Genomic DNA, 20,039 nt, shown 5'->3' on the forward strand with positions numbered 1-20,039 from the left:
TCAGACCTCTTCTTCAATAGGTGCCAGCAGGCCAGCCTGGACCGCGACCTGCCACAGGCCGCGCTCGGTGGCCTGGGCCGCCACGCGGACCTGGGCAAAACCGCAGGCCGCCAGAGCCCGGCCATAGCGCAGGCACAGGGCGTCGCTGCCGATCAGGACCACAGCGGGGAGTTGTTCGTGATTGCGCCACAGCAAGGCGGCGAGGCTGGCCAGCTCATGACCGATCAACAGGCCAGACAAGTAATCAGCCTGGGCCGTGGCGTCGAGCTGCCTGGTCAGGCCCAGGGTGCGGGTACTGAAGATGGTCGACAGTGGCCCGGCCGCGCCTTCTGCTGACAGCGCTATCTGCAGGCCACGATCAAAGGCTTCAGCGGCGAACTCGGCGCCGCGCTGCATGGTCCGGCCAAGAATGGTGTGGGCACAGAGCGCAGCGTAGACCTCGCCGGTCATGAAGGTATCGAAATGGACGATGTTGTCATCAACCACCCGCACCCACTTCGAATGGCTGCCGGGCAAGCCGATCAACAGCGGCTGGGCTTTTTCGACGTCTGCCAGACTGGCCAGGACGCCCAGTACCTGGGTTTCTTCGCCGCGCATGACATTGGGCAGGAGCGAGCGCTGCAAGACACCGGGAATGATATGCACGTCGACGCCGCGCCGACTGCGCACGACCTGCAAGGCCTCGCTGAGGCCAGCCACGCTGGCGGGGGTTTCGCGGTAAGTGGCCTCGCGCCAGCCCTGGGCGCTGCCGACCATGCCGCAGGCAATCACCGGCAGATCCGGCTGAGCGTCGAGCCAGTCACCACAGGCCTCGTCGAAGGCCAGTTCAAAACCGTCGGCACACATCACGCCGCCAATGGCGCGGGGGTTCGACGGCAGTTGCATGATGCCCGCAGACAGCGAGCGATGTTCCAGGACCTGGCCTTGTTCGCCAAGTCGATATGCCCGCAGGGAGGTTGTCCCCCAATCGAGCGCAATCAAGTGCGCCTGCATCGCTTTCACCTTTTTGTAATTGGATATTCAAGCAGTGGGTGCGAGGCAGACTATAAACCTGATCGGCGAATTATCTCAATATGTAAATATCAATCCCATATTTTGGGATACTTATTTTTGCTCGGCGTGCTTTGATTTGCGCCCTTGATATAGAGTAGGCAGCGTTAAACACAATGATGAATGGAGGCTTCATGAAACTGATCGGTATGCTCGACTCGCCCTATGTAAGGCGCGTGGCCATCTCCCTGGAACTCTACGGCGTAGAATTCGAACACCAGGCGCTGTCGGTGTTCAGCACCTTTGCCGAGTTCTCGCGGATCAACCCGGTGGTCAAGGCGCCAACCCTGCTGCTGGATGACGGCACGCTGCTGATGGATTCCAACCTGATACTCGACTACTTCGAGACCCTGGCACCGGCTTCGCACAAGCTGTTCCCGCAACAGCCCGACGCCCGCGCCAAGGACCTGGAACTGACCGGCCTGGCCCTGGCGGCGTGTGAGAAAAGCGTGCAGATCGTCTACGAGCACAACCTGCGCCCGGCCGAGAAACTCCACGAGCCATGGCTGGATCGGGTCACCGGGCAGTTGCTGGCGGCCTATGGCTTACTGGAAAAACGCCTGCCGGACAGCCCTAGCCTGACCCAGGGCAGCCTGACGGCGGCGGTGGCCTGGTCCTTTACCCAGTTGATGATTGCATCCGTGGTCAAGGCCGAGGCCTTTCCTCGCCTGCAACAGCACACCGCGCTGCTGGAACAGCATCCGGCATTTATGCGTTATCCCATGCAATAAGCTGCTATGGGCTTGGCTAGCACAGCAATCACTCCGCAGCATGGGAGAAATCTGTGGGAGCGAATTTATTCGCGAAGAGGCCGGTACAGTCGTCGCATCTCTGTGTCTTGAATAATGCATTCGCCAATGAATTCGCTCCCACAAAATTCGCGCTCACAAAAGCACCATGGGTTCGGTAGGCTAGTACGTAGCCTGACAGGAGCAAACATGACCAACCTCGACCACAGCTCGTACGTAACCACCACCGAAGCCCTGGAAACGCTGTACGGCACGGTGGCCCGGCCGTCGCTGGTGAAAGAAGTCGATCACATTCACCCTGCCTACCGGCCCTTTATAGAAGCAGCGCCCTTTGCCATCCTCGCCTCGTCCGGCCCCGGCGGGCTTGATGCCTCCCCCCGGGGCGATCAGGCGGGCTTCGTGCACATCGAAGACGAGAACACCCTGTATCTGCCGGACCGACGCGGCAACAACCGCCTCGACACGCTGCGCAACATCATCGACGACCCGCGCGTGGCTCTGCTGTTTCTGGTGCCGGGGGTCGGTGAAACCCTGCGAGTCAACGGCACCGCACAGATCTGCGTTGAGCCGCAGCTGCTTGCGCGCTTTGCGGTAAAGGGTCAGTTACCGAAAACCGTACTGCGCATCAACGTGACCAGCGTCTACTTCCAGTGCAGCCGAGCGGTGATCCGCGCCGGCCTGTGGGACGTCGCCCGCCAGATAGAGCGCAGCGCACTGCCGACGGCGGGGCAGATTCTCAAGGATATCTCGGCAGCGGAAATCGACGGCGAGGCCTACGACAAGGCTTTGCCGGGGCGTATTGCCGATACCTTGTATTGATCGACGTTGCTGCGAGCCACTACTGCGTCCTGAACCCCCAGACCATCTCGACGATCCGCACCGCCACCACGATATAAAGCACACACAGCAACACCTGAAGAATCAGGTGATAGCGCAGCAAAGCCAGTTTGCGCAGGCCATCGCAGATATTCATGAACAGAAGCAGCCCCGAGATCACGATCAATCCCCAGCCCGCCACACTGGAGACGAACAAGCCCATGAACAGCGAAGCCTCGTCATGGAGGGCACTGGTCCCGGCGGCAAACAGAAAGGCGCAGACCAACAGGTTCTTGAGGTTTTCAAAAACCTCCTTGTTCAGGTCCTTGTCCAGCAACGCCCTGTAACGCCGCCACAGCACCAGCAGCCTGCCCGTCATGACTTTTCCACTGTCGTCGAGAATTGGATTGAGCATAGCTGGTGGGTTGGAGCGGTTGGGGTGGCCTCATCGAAACAGCGCAATCAAACGAGGGCCGGAGCGGCATCCTGCTTACTCCCAAGCAAACCTTTTACGCCGTTATTGGTGCAGAATCACATCGCTAACAGACGTAAATATCGGAAAATCTGCGATCCCTTCGATCAAGGACATTCCTCGCCGCAGAGATGAGAAGTGCCCAGATTGACTACGCCTCGAAGTCTAGCGTTTTGATAGTAAAGACTTCTGTCGGTGCCTGACTCAGCAAAAAAAAACGCCCCTCAATGAGGGGCGTTTTTTTGAACCTGGCAAAAGCGAATCAACGCTCCAGCAAAATCCGCAACATGCGACGCAGCGGCTCGGCCGCGCCCCACAGCAGTTGGTCGCCCACGGTGAAGGCGCCCAGGTATTGCGAGCCCATGTTCAGCTTGCGCAGACGGCCCACCGGGATGCTCATGGTGCCGGTCACGACGGTCGGGCTCAGTTCCTGGATGCTCGCTTCGCGGTGGTTTGGCACCAGCTTGACCCAAGGGTTGTGCGAGGCGATCAGGCCTTCGATGTCGGCGATCGGCACGTCCTTGTTCAGCTTGATGGTCAACGCCTGGCTGTGGCAGCGCATGGCGCCGATGCGCACGCAGATGCCGTCGACCGGGATCGGGCTCTTGAAGCGACCGAGGATCTTGTTGGTCTCGGCCTGGCCTTTCCACTCTTCGCGGCTCTGACCGTTCGGCAGTTCCTTGTCGATCCAGGGAATCAGGCTGCCAGCCAATGGCACGCCGAAGTTCTCGGTCGGATAGGACTCGCTGCGCATGGCCTCGGCAACCTTGCGGTCGATGTCGAGGATGGCGCTGGCCGGGTTGGCCAGGTCATCTGCGACGGCGGCGTGGGTGGTGCCCATCTGCTTGATCAGTTCACGCATGTTCTGCGCGCCGGCACCGGAGGCCGCCTGATACGTCATGACGTTCATCCACTCGACCAGACCGGCCTCGAACAGACCACCCAGGCCCATCAGCATCAGGCTGACGGTGCAGTTGCCGCCGATGTAGTTCTTGGTGCCCGCGTCCAGCTGCTGATCAATCACCTTGCGGTTGACCGGGTCGAGGATGATCACGGCGTCGTCCTGCATGCGCAGGGACGAGGCGGCATCGATCCAGTAACCCTGCCAGCCGGCTTCGCGCAGCTTGGGGAACACCTCGTTGGTGTAGTCGCCACCCTGGCAGGTCAGAACCACGTCGAGGGTTTTCAGCTCGTCGATGTTGTACGCATCCTTCAAGGGTGCGACATCCTTGCCCACTGAAGGGGCCTGGCCACCGACATTGGACGTGGTGAAGAACACCGGCTCGATCAGATCGAAATCCTGCTCTTCGCGCATCCGCTGCATGAGCACGGAACCTACCATGCCACGCCAACCGATCAGACCTACACGTTTCATCGCAACTACACCTTTTACAAAAAGTGGGCCACGCCTCAAGGGCGGGCCGCAAATATTACAGATTCCGCAGCGCGGCGACTACGGCATCACCCATTTCCTGAGTGCCGACCTTCGCCTTGCCTTCAGACCAGATGTCGCCGGTGCGCAGACCTTGATCCAGCACCAGGCTCACGGCCTTCTCGATGGCTTCGGCAGCAGCGTGCTGGTTGAAGCTGTAACGCAGCATCATCGACACCGACAGGATGGTCGCCAACGGGTTGGCGATACCTTTGCCGGCGATGTCGGGAGCCGAACCGTGGCAAGGCTCGTACATGCCCTTGTTGTTCGAATCCAGGGACGCCGATGGCAGCATGCCGATGGAACCGGTGAGCATCGACGCTTCGTCGGAGAGGATATCGCCGAACATGTTGTCGGTAACCATCACATCGAACTGCTTCGGCGCACGCACCAGTTGCATCGCCGCGTTGTCGACATACATGTGACTCAGCTCGACGTCCGGGTAATCCTTGGCCACCTGCTCGACCACTTCACGCCACAGCTGGCTGGAGGCCAGGACGTTGGCCTTGTCCACCGAGCACAGCTTCTTGCCGCGCACACGGGCCATGTCGAAACCGACACGGGCGATACGGCGGATTTCGCTTTCCGAGTACGGCAGCGTGTCGTAAGCCTGACGCTCGCCATTATCCAGCTCGCGGGTGCCACGTGGCGCGCCGAAGTAGATACCACCGGTCAGTTCGCGAACGATGAGGATATCCAGACCGGCAACGATTTCCGGCTTCAGGCTCGACGCGTCAGCCAATTGCGGGTAGAGAATCGCCGGACGCAGGTTGGCGAACAGGCCCAGTTGGGCACGAATCTTCAGCAGACCACGCTCAGGACGGATATCACGCTCGATCGCATCCCACTTCGGCCCACCCACGGCGCCCAACAGCACGGCATCGGCAGCACGGGCCCGCTCCAGGGTCTCGTCGGCCAATGGCACGCCATGCTTGTCGATGGCCGCGCCACCGATCACGTCGTGGCTGAACTCGAAGCCCAGTTGATATTTCGTATTGGCCAGCTCCAGCACCTTGACCGCTTCGGCCATGATTTCCGGACCAATACCATCACCTGGGAGAATCAGAATCTGCTTGCTCATAAAGTCCTCTTGCTGAAGTCACAAAATCCCGTGGGAGCGAATTTATTCGCGAAGGCGAACTATCAGTCACTTTAGTGTTGAGTGTACTGACGTCTTCGCGGATGAATCCGCTCCCACAACAATGTCCGGGTCAGGACCTCTTACCGGAACAACCACGGCTGGGTCGCACGATGCTTGCCTTCAAACGTGGCGATGGCGTCGGCGTCCATCAGGGTCAGGCCGATATCGTCCAGGCCGTTGAGCAGGCAGTGCTTGCGAAATGCATCGATTTCGAAGCTCAGCACCTTGCCATCAGGCCGGGTCACGGTCTGGGCGGCCAGGTCGATATTCAACTGGTAGCCGGGGTTGGCTTCAACCTGCTGGAACAGCTCATCGACATCGGCGTCGCTGAGGATAATCGGCAGCAGGCCGTTCTTGAAGCTGTTGTTGAAGAAGATATCGGCATAGCTCGGCGCGATCACGCTGCGAAAGCCATATTCCTCCAGGGCCCACGGCGCGTGTTCACGGCTGGAGCCGCAACCGAAGTTCTCCCGGGCCAGCAGAACACTGGCGCCCTGATAGCGTTCGTGGTTGAGCACGAAGTCCTTGTTCAGGGGACGCTTGGAGTTGTCCTGGTAAGGCTGGCCCACGTCCAGGTAGCGCCACTCGTCGAACAGGTTCGGACCGAAACCGGTGCGCTTGATCGACTTGAGGAACTGCTTGGGAATGATCTGATCGGTGTCGACGTTGGCACGATCCAGAGGAGCGACAAGGCCGCTGTGCTGAGTAAAGGCTTTCATGTTGGGCTCCTTAGTGCTGCATCAAATCGCGAACGTCGATGAAACGACCGTTGATCGCGGCCGCTGCCGCCATCGCCGGACTGACCAGGTGGGTACGGCCACCGGCGCCCTGACGGCCTTCGAAGTTACGGTTGGAAGTAGACGCGCAATGCTCGCCCGTCTCCAGGCGATCAGGGTTCATCGCCAGGCACATGGAGCAGCCCGGTTCACGCCATTCGAAACCGGCCTCGATAAAGATCTCGTGCAAGCCCTCCTGCTCGGCCTGCGCCTTGACCAGGCCCGAGCCCGGTACGACGATGGCCTGCTTGATGGTCGAGGCGACTTTACGGCCCTTGGCCACGTCCGCCGCCGCTCGCAAGTCTTCGATCCGCGAGTTGGTGCAGGAGCCGATGAAGACGCGGTCCAGCTGGATGTCGGTGATTGCCTGATTGGCCTTGAGGCCCATGTACTTCAGGGCGCGCTCGATGGAGCCACGCTTGACCAGATCATCTTCCTTCGCCGGGTCCGGCACGTTCTGATCAACGGCCAGCACCATCTCAGGCGAAGTACCCCAGCTGACCTGCGGCTTGATCTGGGTCGCGTCGAGCTCGACCACGGTGTCGAACACCGCGTCCGGGTCGGATACCAGGTCCTTCCACGCTTCTACAGCCAAGTCCCACTCAGCACCCTTGGGCGAGAACGGACGGCCCTTGACGTATTCGACGGTCTTTTCATCGGTGGCCACCATGCCGACACGGGCACCGGCCTCGATGGACATGTTGCAGATGGTCATGCGGCCTTCGACGGACAGGTCACGGATCGCGCTACCGGCGAACTCGATGGCATGGCCGTTACCACCGGCGGTACCGATCTTGCCGATCACGGCCAGGACGATGTCCTTGGCCGTCACGCCGAAGGGCAGCTTGCCTTCGACCAGAACCTGCATATTCTTCATTTTCTTGGCGACCAGGCACTGGGTGGCGAGCACGTGCTCGACTTCCGAAGTACCGATGCCGTGGGCCAGGGCGCCGAATGCGCCGTGGGTCGAGGTGTGCGAGTCGCCGCAGACCACGCTCATGCCAGGCAGGGTGGCGCCCTGCTCCGGGCCGATGACGTGAACGATACCCTGACGCGGGTCATTCATCTTGAATTCGGTAATGCCATATTCATCGCAGTTGTCGTCGAGGGTCTGCACCTGCAGGCGCGATACCTGATCGACGATGGACTCGATACCGCCCTTGCGCTCCGGCGTCGTCGGCACGTTGTGGTCCGGCGTGGCAACGATGCTGTCGACACGCCAGGGTTTGCGCTTGGCCAGGCGCAGGCCTTCGAAAGCCTGGGGCGAAGTCACTTCATGGATGATATGGCGGTCAATGTAGATCAGCGCCGACCCATCGTCGCGCTGCTTGACCAAATGCGAATCCCAAAGCTTGTCGTAGAGCGTTTTGCCGGCCATCAGACGGTTTCCTCATCAGCTTGTTTCTATGCCTTGGGTGCTCGAAGTTCGATGACCCCTTGGCTTGTGGGGGTGATCGTATGAAATATGCTTAAATAACTCAAATTCATAATTTTTATGCTTTGGATAACTAACTGGAATTCGACCATGGACCTGGCCAATCTCAATGCCTTTATTGCCATCGCCGAGACCGGCAGCTTCTCCGGCGCCGGGGAACGCCTGCACCTGACCCAGCCAGCCATCAGCAAGCGCATCGCCGGTCTTGAGCAGCAACTGGGCGTGCGCCTGTTCGATCGCCTGGGCCGGGAAGTCAGCCTGACCGAGGCCGGCCGGGCCCTGCTGCCAAGGGCCTACCAGATCCTCAACGTGCTGGATGACACCCGCCGGGCGCTGACTAATCTGACCGGCGAAGTGAGCGGTCGCCTGACTCTGGCAACCAGCCATCACATTGGCCTGCACCGGCTGCCTCCTTTATTAAGGGAGTTCACTCGTCGCTATCCCCAGGTCGCCCTGGATATCCAGTTCCTCGACTCGGAGGTGGCCTACGAAGAAATCCTCCATGGCCGCGCCGAGCTGGCGGTGATCACCCTGGCGCCTGAGCCCCACACGCTGGTGCGGGCGGTGCCGGTGTGGGATGACCCACTGGATTTTGTCTGCGCCCCCGAGCACCCCCTGGCCAACAGCGGGCCGATCACCCTGCCGGATATCGTGCGCTTTCCGGCGGTGTTCCCAGGCGAAAACACCTTTACCCACCATATCGTCAAAGGCCTCTGCGAAGCCCAGGGCCTCAAGCCGGATATCGCCATGAGCACCAACTATATGGAGACCATCAAAATGATGGTTTCCATCGGCCTCGCATGGAGCGTGCTTCCGCGTACTATGCTCGATGAGCAGGTCGCCCGTATTCCGCTGCCGGAGATACAACTGACCCGCCAGCTAGGCTACATTCTGCATACCGAGCGGACACTCTCGAATGCGGCACGGGCCTTCATGGCATTACTGGATGCACAACAGGCCCCATAACACGAGCGCAGCGTGCTGTAGCGCGACCCAGGTGGTTGCCTCAACGATCGTCTTACCAGCTTTTTCCTATAAGGCTCGTGATCAAATGCCCAACCCCTTGGACAGCCGCACCTTTCAATTGCCCGGCCAGGCATCGGGCCCGGACGTGTCGTCGGAACAACGTTTCGCGACCCTGTACAACCTGAGTCCCAACCTCGTGCTGCTCACCCGCCTCGAGGATGGCCTGGTCTGCGCGGTCAACCAGCACGTGGAAACCCTGCTGGGCTGGCGGCCGGAAGAGATTATTGGCCGCACCACCCTGCAGATGGGTCTGTGGTCCGATCCCCGGCAGCGCCAGCAACTCATTGCCCTGGCTCTGGAAAGCGAAGCCCAGGCCAGCCTCGACGTGCAACTCAAGACCCGTGACGGCCGCAGTCTGGAAGGCACCTATTACGTCCAGCGGATCGAACTGCATGACGGCCTCTACATGCTCGGCTCGTTTCTCGATAACAGCCAGCACAAACACACCGAGCAGGCCCTCAGAGACAGTCAGGAGCGCCTGGACCTGGCCCTGGACTCGGCGCAGATGGGCATCTGGGACTGGCACATCCCCAGCGACATGCTCTATTGCTCCGGCCGCGCCGCCGAACTGCATGGCCTGCCTGCCGAGCCGTTCCACGAGTCCATGGACGCCTTCTTCGCCCAGGCCTGCCTGTCCGAACGCGATAACCTGCGCCTGGCCTACGACGGAATGCGCCAGGGCGCAGGCGGCAACCAGCAACTGACCTATCGCCTGCCCCTCAAAGACGGTTCGGTGCGTTACCTGGACTGCCGCGCCCGTCTGCACCTGGACGCCGGCGGCCAGCCGTTGCGCATGGCCGGCACCCTGCTCGATATCTCCGAGCAGGTCGAACGGGAAAAACGCCTGAAGACTTCGGAAGAGAAGTTCGCCAGCCTGTTTCAGGTCAGCCCCTACCCGGTCTGCGTCACCCACTTCGCCACCAGTGAATTCATCGAGATCAATCCGGCGTTCAGCCAGGTATTCGGCTGGAAGGCCGAGGAAATCATCGGCCTGGACGTCAAGCAGACCAGTTTCTGGGCCGACCCCTTGCAGCGGCTGAAACGCAACCAGCAGATCATCGACGAAGGCGAAGTCAACAACCTGCAAGTGGTGTTGCGCAGTAAAGCCGGTGAGGATCTGACCTGTCTGGTCAGCAGCCGTCTGATCGTGGTCGACGAACAACCCTGCATCGTCACCACCCTGCGCGACATCAGCCAGCAGCAACGGGCCCAGGCCGCCCTGCAGGCCAGCGAAGAGAAATTCGCCAAGGCGTTCTATTCCAGCCCCGACGCCATCACCATCACCGAGGAAGAGACCGGCCGCTATCTGGAGATCAACACCGGTTTCTGCCGCCTGACCGGCTACACCCCGGACGACGTGATCGGCCGTACTGCCCGGGAAGTCGGCATCTGGGCCGACCCGCAACAGCGCCTGCAGATGCTTGAAGAGTTGCGCGACAAGGGCCGGGTCCATCACCGGGAAATGATCGGTCGCAAGAAGAACGGCGAATCGTTATCCGTGGAGCTGTCCATCGAGCCGATCATCCTCAATGAGACCGCTTGCCTGCTCATCACCGCCCGCGACCTTACGCAGTTGAAGAACGCCCAGGCGCAGATCGAGCACCTGGCCTATCACGACCCCCTGACCAACCTGCCCAACCGCGCCCTGCTGATGGAGCGCCTGAGCGAGCAGATCGAGCTGCTCAAACGCCATGACCGGCGTGGCGCCCTGCTGTTCCTCGACCTCGATCACTTCAAGCACATCAACGACTCCCTCGGCCATCCGGTGGGTGACGCCGTATTGAAAGTGGTCACCGCACGTCTGGAAGCCAGCGTACGCCTGGAAGACACTGTGGCACGCCTGGGCGGCGACGAGTTCGTGGTGCTGCTCAGTGAACTGGACGGCAGCCGCAGCGAAGTCATCGAGCAGGTCTACGAACTGGCCAATACCCTGCGCGAGATCCTTGCCGAGCCGATGTTCCTCGACGGCCAACGCCTGCAGGTGACGCCGAGCATGGGTATCGCCCTGATTCCCGATCACGGCTCCAACCCGGCCGACCTGCTCAAGCGCGCCGATATCGCCCTGTACCGCGCCAAGGATTCGGGGCGAAACACCACCCAGCTATTCCAGAACAGCATGCAGAAGGCCGCCAGCGACCGCCTGCGCCTGGAAAACGATCTGCGCCTGGCCCTGGTGCGGGGCGAGTTCATGCTCAACTACCAACCCCAGGTCGATGCGCGCGGCAGCCGCATCATCGGTGCCGAGGCCCTGCTGCGCTGGCTCCACCCGGAAAACGGCACCCTGCCGCCGACCCGCTTCATCGAGGTCCTGGAAGAAAGCGGGATGATTCTGGAAGTGGGCAGTTGGGTCCTGGAGGAAGCCTGCAAGGCTTGCGGACAGCTATTGCGGGACAACCTGATCGACCCGCAGGCCTTCAAGCTCTGCGTCAATATCAGCCCCCGGCAGTTCCGCCAGAACGACTTCGTCGAGCGGGTCGAACGCAGCCTGAGCAGCAATGGCGTGCCCAGTAACCTGCTCAAGCTGGAAATCACCGAAGGCGTGGTGATCCAGAACCTGGACGACACCATCGCAAAAATGCGTCGCCTGAAAAAACTCGGCATCAGCTTTGCCATGGATGACTTCGGCACCGGCTACTCGTCCCTGACCTACCTCAAGCGCCTGCCGGTAGACGCCCTGAAGATCGACCAGTCGTTCGTCCGCGACGCCACCACCGACCCCAACGACGCCGAGATCATCCGCGCCATCGTCGCCATGGCCCAGAGCCTCAATCTGATCGTGATCGCCGAAGGCGTGGAAAAACCCGAACAGCTGGAGTTTCTCGAACAACTGGGCTGCTACCTGTATCAGGGCTATTTGTTCAGCGAGCCGCTGAATACGGATGAGTTCGCGCAGTTGTTGCGCAGCCGCCAATAAAGTGGGACCGGCTTCAGCCGGGAAAGCGCTGTTACAGGCAGCTGAAATTCAGCGACTGTACCAATGCCTTCCCGGCTAAAGCCGGTCCCACAGGAGCGGCCTTAGCTGGCGGGTATTACGAAAGGGTCTTCTGACCCGCAATCGGGATGCGCTTGGCCTTGGCCTCTTCCGGCACCAGGCGCAGCAGGTCGATGTTCAACAGGCCGTTGGACAGGCCCGCACTCTTGACCTCGATATGGTCAGCCAGACGGAACGACAGCTTGAACGCACGCTGGGCGATGCCCTGGTGCAGGAAGGTCACGCCTTCCGCGCTGTTCTCACGCTTGGCGCCGGTCACGGTGAGGACGCCCTTTTCGACCTGAAGCTCCAGGTCATCTTCCTGGAAGCCTGCTGCCGCGATGACGATGCGGTACTGATCTTCAGCGTGCTTCTCGACGTTGTAGGGAGGGTAGCTGCCAGCAGTTTCGTTACGGGCGGCCGATTCGAACAGGTCGTTGAAACGGTCAAAGCCAACGGAGTGACGGAACAGTGGAGCGAGGGAAAATGCAGCAGTCATGTGTATCTCCTGAAATTCAGCGAGGTAGTTAATAACGCAACCCGAATTCGGCATCGCGTAACCCCTAAATAGGGACCACCACATGTATTTCAAGCGTTTTTTCGAAGATTTTTTTCAAGCCGCTTCCGGCATCCGATAACCCAGCAAGTGACCGATACGCGTGCAATCGGTCTCGCGGCGCAGCGCGTCAAACAGCACCACGGCTTCGGGATAGCTCTTGGTCAGCAGCACCACCCATTGCTTGAGACGTCCCGGCGCCTGGATCTCGTTGAGCTTCTCCAGGCAGCGGCGCCAGAAGGTGTGCAGCATCGGTTGCAGCTCGGCCCAGGTCATGGGCGTGACCTCTTCCCCGGCCTGTGCCGCAGCAATCTGCCGGGCCAGATCAGGTCGCGCCACCAGGCCGCGACCGATCATGATGTCCCGCGCGCCACAGATTTCCCGGCAGCGACGCCAGTCATCCACGGTCCAGATTTCGCCGTTGGCGATCACCGGCACCTTGACCACTTCCTGGATTTTGCCGATCCACTCCCAGTGCGCCGGCGGCTTGTAGCCATCGACCTTGGTCCGCGCGTGCACGACGATCTGCGCCGCGCCGCCATCGGCCAGAGCCCGGGCGCAATCCAGGGCACCGTCGGTGTTTTCGTAGCCCAGGCGCATCTTCGCGGTGACCGGAATGTCCTTGGGCACAGCCCGACGCACCTGGCTGACGATATCGTGCAGCAAGTCCGGTTCCCTGAGCAGGATCGCCCCGCCGCGGGAACGGTTGACGGTCTTGGCCGGGCAGCCGAAGTTCAGGTCCAGCACCGGCGCGCCGAGTTCGCAGGCAAACGCCGCGTTCTCGGCCAGGCACACCGGGTCGGAGCCCAGCAGTTGCAGGCGCAGCGGTGTGCCAGCGGCAGTCTTGGCGTCAGTGTGCAGCTCGGACGCCAGCTTGTAGAAATAGCTGGCCGGCATCACGCGCTCGGTCACCCGGATGAATTCGGTCACGCACCAGTCAATGCCGCCGACTTGCGTCAGCACATTACGCAGGATGTCGTCGACCAGTCCCTCCATGGGCGCCAGAGCAATTTGCATGGGTCACACTCGAAAAAAGTCCGGCAGTTTACTCAGTGGTGATCGGCTTGGAAACAATCGCCTGACCGTAGCCCTCGATAAACTCGGCGGGCATGCGTTTGGGCTTGCCGCTGGACAGTTCGATACAGACAAAAGTGGTCTGCGCCCGCAGCAGGGTCACGCCATCGCTGGCCCGGCGCAGCTGGAAGCGGCGAGTCATGCGCAGGCGCTGGTCCCAGTCGACGATCCAGGTGGCCAGTTGCAGCTCATCGCCTTCATAGGCCGCCGCCAGGTAATCCACCTCATGACGGACCACGGCCATGGCCCGGTCCAGATTGCGATAGACCGTCAGGTCCAGGCCCAGGCGCTGGGAGTGACGCCACGCGCAACGTTCCAGCCAGCTGACATACACCGCATTATTGGCGTGCCCCAGACCATCGATATCTTGCGCCATGACCGTCAGATCGATAACGAATGGTGTTGCCAAATCCCAGACCATGCTTGCTCCCGCTACACAAACCATTTGAATTTATATGGGACCAGATTCATGTGAGAGCGAATTCAGTGGGAGCGAATTTATTCGCGAAAATCCCATACACATTACGCATGCTCCGCACCTGAGCTGAAGCCTTCGCGGATAAATCCACTCCCACACTTCGTTCCCGAATCAAAGGTCAGTGTAACGGATTGCCTCAGACCACAGCCGACTTCGCCGCCCGCAACACTCGATCTGACAGCTCGCTGCTGCCCAACGCCCGGGCCAGGGCCATGCCGCCGAGCATCAGGGCAACATCGGCGAGGACCTTGTCGGCCTCTTCAGGGCGCGACGCCAATTGCGCCATCATCAGTTCAAGATGCTCGTACAGTACGCTCTGGAAGCTCTCGGGCAGGCGGGTCAGTTCACCGACCATGGATGGCAGCGGGCAAGCGCTGTGGGGGTCATCACGGTGCTTGCGCGACAGATAGAACGCTGCCACCAGCGCCCTGCGCTCATCGCCTGGCAATTGCCCGTCGATCTGTGCCACCAGGTTGCGTCGCTGCTGCAACAGGCTGCTGAACGCCTCAAGCATCAAGGCTTCCTTGCTGTCGAAATGCGCGTAGAAGCCGCCAACGGTCAGGCCGGTAGCGCCCATGATTTCGCTGACGCTGGGGTCAGCCGGGCCGCGACTGATCAGCGCGCAACTGGCGGCTTCGAGGATACGTTCACGGGTCTGGGCTTTCTTGTCGTTCATGCTTGCCTCCCAAATTACACGGGTAATATTATATTCGTCATAACAATTGGCAAGGCAAAATTTGAATTTACGGCCGCTGGAGCGAGTTGGCGGCCAGTCAGCAGATTGCTCAGAGAGGGATAGGCAGGAGAGAGGGAAATTAAAACCCCAGAAAAACAAAAGGGCCATTCAATAATCGAATGACCCTTGGTCTCGCAGAGCGAGAAATCGTGGCGTCCCCTAGGGGACTCGAACCCCTGTTACCGCCGTGAAAGGGCGGTGTCCTAGGCCACTAGACGAAGGGGACGCAAAACCTTCAGTCAGGTTCACTGATGTGAACCCTGGCAAAAATTGGTGGAGCTAAGCGGGATCGAACCGCTGACCTCCTGCATGCCATGCAGGCGCTCTCCCAGCTGAGCTATAGCCCCGGATTTATCGCCTCGCGGCGGAGCAGAACCTTGCGGCGCTGCTTCTTGTAACTTGGCGTCCCCTAGGGGACTCGAACCCCTGTTACCGCCGTGAAAGGGCGGTGTCCTAGGCCACTAGACGAAGGGGACAAACCTTTTGCGTACCGTGTTCGGTGCTGGTTCCGAAACACTTGGTACTTAACATTTCAAGGCAGTGTAGCTTAACCTTGAAACCTTAAATTTGGTGGAGCTTAGCGGGATCGAACCGCTGACCTCCTGCATGCCATGCAGGCGCTCTCCCAGCTGAGCTAAAGCCCCACATCAGTGGACGGGGCGCATGTTAAGGCCGAGGCCGGGGTCTGTCAAATTTATTTTCAACTTTTTTTAAAGTTTTTCGTCGGGATAACAATCACTTACCCGCAGCCCCCGCAAATCCGAGGCTGAAACAGCCAGCGCGCCCTCCTTCTGTTCGCGGGCAAGCCTCGCTCCAACGGATACACATTTAACCGTAGGAGCTAGGCTTGCCCGCGAAGCATCCGCAGGCGCCTCAGCGTCAGGCAATGGCACCCAACAGCTTTTCCCATTCCTTGTTTTCTTTCTTCGACACACCACCGAGCAGCTCGATGGCCTGGCGCAGGCGGAAACGGGTCAGGTCCGGGCCGAGGATCTCCATGGCATCGAGCACCGACACCGAGCTGGCCTGGCCAGTGATGGCAGCGAACATCAGCGGCATGGCGTCACGCAGCTTCAGCTCCAGGTGCTCAACCACCGCTTGAATGCACCCGGTGATCGCATCTTTTTCCCACTGACGCAGGGATTCCAGCTTCCACAGGATCAACTGCATGACCTGACGCACCTGATCGCCCGAGAGCTTCTTGTGCTCGAACAGCTTGGCATCCGGGGTCACGCCACCGGCGAAGAAGAAACTGGCCAGCGGCGCGACCTGGCTGAAGGTCTCCACCCTGCCCTGCACGTGCGGGGCGATCTTCATCATGTACTCGGGGTTCAGTGCCCAGGTCTGCAGGCGGCTGGCGAACTCTTCCACCGGCAGCTCTCGCAGCCACTGGCCGTTGAGCCAGGACAGCTTCTCGATATCGAAGATAGGTCCGCCAAGGGAGACGCGGGACAGGTCGAAGTGTTCGACCATTTCCGCGAGGGAGAACTTCTCGCGCTCGTCCGGCATCGACCAGCCCATGCGGCCCAGGTAGTTGAGCATCGCTTCGGGCATGAAGCCCATGCGTTCGTAGAAGGTCACCGAGGTCGGGTTCTTGCGCTTGGACAGCTTGCTCTTGTCCGGGTTACGCAACAGCGGCATGTAGCACAACTGCGGCTTGTCCCAGCCGAAGTATTCGTAGAGCAGGATCAGTTTCGGCGCCGACGGCAGCCACTCTTCGCCGCGCAGCACATGGGTGATGCCCATCAGGTGATCGTCGACCACGTTGGCCAGGAAGTAGGTCGGCAGGCCATCGGTCTTCATCAGCACCTGCATGTCCATGCGATCCCACGGGATCTCGACTTCGCCACGCAGCATGTCCGGCACCACGCAGACGCCTTCGCTTGGCACCTTCATGCGAATCACATGAGGCTCACCGGCAGCCAGGCGACGCTGCACTTCTTCGGCCGACAGCAACAGGGCACGACCGTCATAGCGCGGAGTTTCGCCGCGGGCCATCTGCTCGGCGCGCATCTGGTCCAGCTCTTCGGCGGTGCAGAAGCAAGGGAAGGCGTGGCCCAGGTCGACCAGTTGCTGCGCGTACTTCTGATAGATATCGCCGCGCTCGCTCTGCCGGTACGGGCCGTGGGGGCCGCCGACGTCAGGGCCTTCGCTCCACTCGATACCCAGCCAGCGCAGGGCGTCGAAAATCTGCTGCTCCGACTCGCGGGTCGAACGCAACTGATCGGTGTCCTCGATGCGCAGGATGAACTCGCCACCATGCTGCTTGGCGAAGCAGTAGTTGAAGAGTGCGATATAAGCCGTGCCGACATGGGGGTCGCCAGTTGGCGAGGGCGCGATGCGAGTGCGAACGGTGGTCATGGATAATTCCGGATAGGTCAAACAAGCCGTGAATCTTAACAGGGCCGGGGCTTGCCGCTCCAGCGCCGCAGGGCAATCGCATCTGCGGCACTGAATACCGGAATATCAATTGCAGTCATTACGACAACGATAGCTATAGGCCAGTCGCAAACGCTGCTAATGTTTCGAGATGAAACATATCCATACCCATGATTGGGAATGAGCCGGTTCCTACATCCATAGGACCTGCTCCGAAAATAATAAGAGTCGCCATGCCCGCCAAACTCAAACTTCGCCTGTCCATCTTCCTGATTCTGGTGCTGCTGATCGCCGGCGCTTTCTTCGCCCAATGGTGGTTCAAGGGCCGCTTCGTCGAAACCACCGACAACGCCTACGTTCAGGGCGAGATCACCCGTATTTCCAGCCAGTTGGGCGCGCGGGTCGAGCAGGTATTGGTGCAGGACAACCAGCATGTGGAGCAAGGCCAGTTGCTGGTGCGGCTTGAGCCCGATGATTTTCGCCTGACCCTGGAACGGGCCCAGGCCGCTCTGGCGACCCGCGAGGCCGAGCGTCTGCAGGCCCAGAGCAAGCTGACGCAGCAGGCCAGCCTGATCACCTCGGCCCAGGCCCAGGTGGCGGCGAGCCAGGCGACATTGGGTCGCACGCAACTGGACCTGTCCAGGGTCGAGGCCCTGCGCAAGCCGGGCTTCGTCTCCGAAGAGCGGGTCAGCACCCTCTCCGCCGACAGCCATATCGCCCGCTCGCAAGTGACCAAGGCCCAGGCCGACGCCGAAAGCCAGCGCCTGCAGGTCAATATCCTCAGTGCCGACGTCAAGCGCCTGGATACGCTGGTTGCCAGCGCCAAGGTGGACGTGGCCCAGGCCGAACTGAACCTTGCGCGCAGTGAAATCCGTGCGCCCATCAGCGGCCTGATCGGCCAGCGCGCAGCCCGTACCGGGCAATACATCGCAGCCGGTGCCTACCTGCTATCCATCGTCCCCGATGAGGACATCTGGATTCAGGCCAACTTCAAGGAAACCCAGATCGGCCATATGCAGATCGGACAAAGCGCCGAGCTGATCTTCGACGCCTACTCCGATACACCGATTAAAGGCCGTATCGACAGCCTGTTCGCCGCTTCCGGTGCGCAGTTCAGCCTGCTGCCACCGGACAACGCCACGGGCAACTTCACCAAGGTGGTGCAGCGTATTCCGGTCAAGCTGACTTTCGCCGCCGATAACCCCCTGCGCGGGCGGATTCGCCCCGGCATGTCGGTGACCGCGAAGATCAATATCAAGCCTGATCGCGACGTTGCCAGTGGCCGGTGACGAACTGATCCGGCCGGTCGACGAGCCGAGCCGACGCGACTGGATTGCCGTGATGAGCGCCATGCTCGGCGCCTTCATGGCGGTGCTGGATATCCAGATCACCAACTCCTCGCTCAAGGATATCCAGGGTGCGCTGTCGGCCACTCTGGAAGAAGGCTCGTGGATTTCCACCTCCTACCTGGTGGCGGAAATCATCATGATCCCCCTCACCGCCTGGCTGGTGCAGCTGCTGTCGGCGCGGCGCCTGGCGGTGTGGGTGTCCCTGGGATTTCTCGCCGCCTCCCTGCTCTGCTCCATGGCCTGGAGCCTGGAAAGCATGATTGTGTTCCGCGCCTTGCAGGGTTTTACCGGCGGTGCGTTGATCCCGCTGGCCTTCACCATGACTCTGATCAAGCTGCCGGACCGCCATCGCGCCAAGGGCATGGCCCTGTTCGCCATGACCGCCACCTTCGCACCCTCCATCGGCCCCACCCTCGGCGGCTGGCTGACGGAAAACTTCGGCTGGGAATACATCTTCTATATCAACGTACCGCCCGGCCTGTTGATGATTGCCGGGTTGCTCTATGGCCTGGAGAAAAAGGCACCGCACTGGGAGCTACTGAAAAGCACCGACTATGCGGGGATCGTCACCCTCGGCGTGGGCCTGGGCTGCCTGCAAGTGTTTCTCGAAGAAGGTCACCGCAAGGACTGGCTGGAATCCGACCTGATCGTCACCCTGGGCAGCACCGCCCTGCTCTGCCTGATCGCCTTCGTGATCATCCAGCTGTCCAGGGACAAGCCGCTGATCAACCTGCGCATCCTCGGCACGCGCAACTTCGGTCTGTCGAGCATCGCCAGCGTCGGCATGGGCGTGGGCCTGTATGGCTCGATCTACCTGCTGCCGCTGTACCTGGCGCAGATTCAGGGCTACAACGCCCAGCAGATCGGCGAAGTGATCATGTGGATGGGCGTGCCGCAGCTGTTCCTGATCCCCCTGGTGCCGCAATTGATGAAATTCGTGCCGCCCAAACTGCTGTGCGCCCTGGGTTTTGCTCTGTTCGGCTTTGCCAGCTTCGCTTCCGGGGTGCTCAACCTGGATTTCGCCGGAACGCAGTTCAACCATATCCAACTGGTCCGGGCGCTGGGCCAACCGTTGATCATGGTGACCATCTCGCTGATCGCCACCACCTATATCCAGGCCCAGGACGCCGGCTCCGCCTCGAGCCTGTTCAACATCCTGCGCAACCTCGGCGGCGCCATCGGCATCGCCCTGTTGGCGACGCTACTGGATGCCCGGACCAAGACCTATTTCGACTACTTGCGCGAATCCATCGTGCCGTCCAACCCGCAAGTGGCCGAACGCCTGTCTCAGCTCGGCGAGCGCCTGGGCAACGACACGGCAGCACTGGGCAGATTGAGCCAGATCGTCCACGAACAGGCATCGATCATGGCCTATAACGATGCCTTTCATTTTGTTGGCTTGACGCTGGGGATCAGCATGTTTGCGGTGTTGTTGACCAAGGCGTTGCCGTCGGGCGCCAAGGGCACCGCCGGACATTAAAGCAAATGGGGATTGCCCCTGTGGGAGCGGATTCATCCGCGAAGAGGCCGGTAAAGCCATTGCATCCCTTCGCGTGGATTACCGTCTTCGCGAATGAATTCGCTCCCACAACACTCCGA

The 20,039-nt window shown here is 60.6% G+C and carries 17 protein-coding genes and 4 tRNA genes; 6 read left to right on the top strand and 15 right to left on the bottom strand.

Annotated elements, in window-relative coordinates; all coding sequences use genetic code 11:
• Positions 1-993 (bottom strand): 2-dehydro-3-deoxygalactonokinase, encoded by a 993-nt coding sequence (locus M2401_RS04950; RefSeq protein WP_259100412.1) that lies wholly within the window; start codon positions 991-993, stop codon positions 1-3.
• 191 nt (positions 994-1,184) lie between these two features.
• On the opposite strand from M2401_RS04950, the gene M2401_RS04955 reads away from it, so the two are divergent.
• Entirely contained in the window at positions 1,185-1,781 is a 597-nt protein-coding gene (locus tag M2401_RS04955) for a glutathione S-transferase (RefSeq protein ID WP_259100413.1), read from the top strand.
• Positions 1,782-1,988: 207 nt separating this feature from the next.
• Positions 1,989-2,618: a pyridoxamine 5'-phosphate oxidase family protein gene (locus M2401_RS04960; protein ID WP_259100414.1), complete on the top strand. Its 630-nt coding sequence runs from the start codon at positions 1,989-1,991 to the stop codon at positions 2,616-2,618.
• 19 nt (positions 2,619-2,637) lie between these two features.
• On the opposite strand, the gene M2401_RS04965 is transcribed toward M2401_RS04960, so the two are convergent.
• The 5 genes from M2401_RS04965 to leuC all read right to left on the bottom strand — a co-directional run bounded on the left by M2401_RS04965 (position 2,638) and on the right by leuC (position 7,814).
• Positions 2,638-2,994, bottom strand: coding sequence for a hypothetical protein (locus M2401_RS04965; protein WP_409033879.1), 357 nt, complete (start codon positions 2,992-2,994; stop codon positions 2,638-2,640).
• Between the two features lie 355 nt (positions 2,995-3,349).
• Complete coding sequence (gene asd / locus M2401_RS04970; RefSeq protein WP_259100415.1) at positions 3,350-4,462, bottom strand: aspartate-semialdehyde dehydrogenase; 1,113 nt, start codon at positions 4,460-4,462, stop codon at positions 3,350-3,352.
• A 55-nt stretch (positions 4,463-4,517) separates the two neighbouring features.
• The gene (gene leuB, locus M2401_RS04975) at positions 4,518-5,600 is read right to left on the bottom strand and encodes a 3-isopropylmalate dehydrogenase (RefSeq protein ID WP_259100416.1); all 1,083 of its coding nucleotides are present in this window, start codon (positions 5,598-5,600) and stop codon (positions 4,518-4,520) included.
• Positions 5,601-5,740: 140 nt separating this feature from the next.
• A complete protein-coding gene (gene leuD, locus M2401_RS04980; RefSeq protein ID WP_259100417.1) occupies positions 5,741-6,379 on the bottom strand; it encodes a 3-isopropylmalate dehydratase small subunit in 639 nt (212 codons plus the stop codon).
• A gap of 10 nt (positions 6,380-6,389) precedes the next feature.
• Positions 6,390-7,814, bottom strand: a complete 1,425-nt coding sequence (gene leuC / locus M2401_RS04985) for a 3-isopropylmalate dehydratase large subunit (protein WP_259100418.1) — start codon at positions 7,812-7,814, stop codon at positions 6,390-6,392.
• Between the two features lie 147 nt (positions 7,815-7,961).
• Here leuC and M2401_RS04990 point away from each other — a divergent pair, with 147 nt between their 5' ends.
• Entirely contained in the window at positions 7,962-8,837 is an 876-nt protein-coding gene (locus M2401_RS04990) for a LysR family transcriptional regulator (protein WP_259100419.1), read from the top strand.
• An 85-nt stretch (positions 8,838-8,922) separates the two neighbouring features.
• Positions 8,923-11,811, top strand: coding sequence for a GGDEF domain-containing phosphodiesterase (locus M2401_RS04995; RefSeq protein WP_259100421.1), 2,889 nt, complete (start codon positions 8,923-8,925; stop codon positions 11,809-11,811).
• Between the two features lie 115 nt (positions 11,812-11,926).
• Here M2401_RS04995 and M2401_RS05000 read toward each other — a convergent pair whose 3' ends face one another.
• From M2401_RS05000 to gltX, 9 genes are all read right to left on the bottom strand, one after another.
• Positions 11,927-12,367 carry an Hsp20 family protein gene (locus tag M2401_RS05000; RefSeq protein WP_259100423.1) on the bottom strand — a complete coding sequence of 147 codons (441 nt, stop codon included), beginning with the start codon at positions 12,365-12,367 and terminating at the stop codon, positions 11,927-11,929.
• 114 nt (positions 12,368-12,481) lie between these two features.
• On the bottom strand, positions 12,482-13,441 hold the full coding sequence (locus M2401_RS05005; protein ID WP_259100424.1) for a tRNA-dihydrouridine synthase: 960 nt from the start codon (positions 13,439-13,441) through the stop codon (positions 12,482-12,484).
• A 28-nt stretch (positions 13,442-13,469) separates the two neighbouring features.
• A complete protein-coding gene (locus M2401_RS05010; protein WP_259100425.1) occupies positions 13,470-13,919 on the bottom strand; it encodes a thioesterase family protein in 450 nt (149 codons plus the stop codon).
• A 193-nt stretch (positions 13,920-14,112) separates the two neighbouring features.
• Positions 14,113-14,652, bottom strand: a complete 540-nt coding sequence (locus M2401_RS05015) for a TetR/AcrR family transcriptional regulator (protein ID WP_259100426.1) — start codon at positions 14,650-14,652, stop codon at positions 14,113-14,115.
• Positions 14,653-14,862: 210 nt separating this feature from the next.
• Positions 14,863-14,938 (bottom strand) — tRNA-Glu (locus M2401_RS05020).
• A gap of 45 nt (positions 14,939-14,983) precedes the next feature.
• Positions 14,984-15,059 (bottom strand) — tRNA-Ala (locus M2401_RS05025).
• Between the two features lie 53 nt (positions 15,060-15,112).
• Positions 15,113-15,188 (bottom strand) — tRNA-Glu (locus M2401_RS05030).
• A 92-nt stretch (positions 15,189-15,280) separates the two neighbouring features.
• Positions 15,281-15,356, bottom strand: a tRNA-Ala gene (locus tag M2401_RS05035).
• A gap of 235 nt (positions 15,357-15,591) precedes the next feature.
• Positions 15,592-17,073: a glutamate--tRNA ligase gene (gene gltX, locus M2401_RS05040; RefSeq protein WP_259100427.1), complete on the bottom strand. Its 1,482-nt coding sequence runs from the start codon at positions 17,071-17,073 to the stop codon at positions 15,592-15,594.
• A 251-nt stretch (positions 17,074-17,324) separates the two neighbouring features.
• Between gltX and M2401_RS05045 the strand changes: the two genes are divergently transcribed.
• A complete protein-coding gene (locus tag M2401_RS05045; protein WP_259100429.1) occupies positions 17,325-18,380 on the top strand; it encodes an HlyD family secretion protein in 1,056 nt (351 codons plus the stop codon).
• Between the two features lie 49 nt (positions 18,381-18,429).
• Positions 18,430-19,920 (top strand): DHA2 family efflux MFS transporter permease subunit, encoded by a 1,491-nt coding sequence (locus M2401_RS05050; protein ID WP_259100825.1) that lies wholly within the window; start codon positions 18,430-18,432, stop codon positions 19,918-19,920.
• Positions 19,921-20,039 lie beyond the last annotated feature (119 nt).

Origin of the sequence: Pseudomonas sp. JUb42, from assembly GCF_024807945.1 — a bacterium.
GTDB lineage: Bacteria > Pseudomonadota > Gammaproteobacteria > Pseudomonadales > Pseudomonadaceae > Aquipseudomonas.

What these genes read in the sequence shown, in the direction of transcription:
- M2401_RS04950 (WP_259100412.1), bottom strand. Translation starts at nt 993, where the DNA reads ATGCAGGCGCACTTGATTGCGCTCGATTGGGGGACAACCTCCCTGCGG.
- M2401_RS04955 (WP_259100413.1), top strand. Translation starts at nt 1,185, where the DNA reads ATGAAACTGATCGGTATGCTCGACTCGCCCTATGTAAGGCGCGTGGCC.
- M2401_RS04960 (WP_259100414.1), top strand. Translation starts at nt 1,989, where the DNA reads ATGACCAACCTCGACCACAGCTCGTACGTAACCACCACCGAAGCCCTG.
- M2401_RS04965 (WP_409033879.1), bottom strand. Translation starts at nt 2,994, where the DNA reads ATGACGGGCAGGCTGCTGGTGCTGTGGCGGCGTTACAGGGCGTTGCTG.
- asd (WP_259100415.1), bottom strand. Translation starts at nt 4,462, where the DNA reads ATGAAACGTGTAGGTCTGATCGGTTGGCGTGGCATGGTAGGTTCCGTG.
- leuB (WP_259100416.1), bottom strand. Translation starts at nt 5,600, where the DNA reads ATGAGCAAGCAGATTCTGATTCTCCCAGGTGATGGTATTGGTCCGGAA.
- leuD (WP_259100417.1), bottom strand. Translation starts at nt 6,379, where the DNA reads ATGAAAGCCTTTACTCAGCACAGCGGCCTTGTCGCTCCTCTGGATCGT.
- leuC (WP_259100418.1), bottom strand. Translation starts at nt 7,814, where the DNA reads ATGGCCGGCAAAACGCTCTACGACAAGCTTTGGGATTCGCATTTGGTC.
- M2401_RS04990 (WP_259100419.1), top strand. Translation starts at nt 7,962, where the DNA reads ATGGACCTGGCCAATCTCAATGCCTTTATTGCCATCGCCGAGACCGGC.
- M2401_RS04995 (WP_259100421.1), top strand. Translation starts at nt 8,923, where the DNA reads ATGCCCAACCCCTTGGACAGCCGCACCTTTCAATTGCCCGGCCAGGCA.
- M2401_RS05000 (WP_259100423.1), bottom strand. Translation starts at nt 12,367, where the DNA reads ATGACTGCTGCATTTTCCCTCGCTCCACTGTTCCGTCACTCCGTTGGC.
- M2401_RS05005 (WP_259100424.1), bottom strand. Translation starts at nt 13,441, where the DNA reads ATGCAAATTGCTCTGGCGCCCATGGAGGGACTGGTCGACGACATCCTG.
- M2401_RS05010 (WP_259100425.1), bottom strand. Translation starts at nt 13,919, where the DNA reads ATGGTCTGGGATTTGGCAACACCATTCGTTATCGATCTGACGGTCATG.
- M2401_RS05015 (WP_259100426.1), bottom strand. Translation starts at nt 14,652, where the DNA reads ATGAACGACAAGAAAGCCCAGACCCGTGAACGTATCCTCGAAGCCGCC.
- gltX (WP_259100427.1), bottom strand. Translation starts at nt 17,073, where the DNA reads ATGACCACCGTTCGCACTCGCATCGCGCCCTCGCCAACTGGCGACCCC.
- M2401_RS05045 (WP_259100429.1), top strand. Translation starts at nt 17,325, where the DNA reads ATGCCCGCCAAACTCAAACTTCGCCTGTCCATCTTCCTGATTCTGGTG.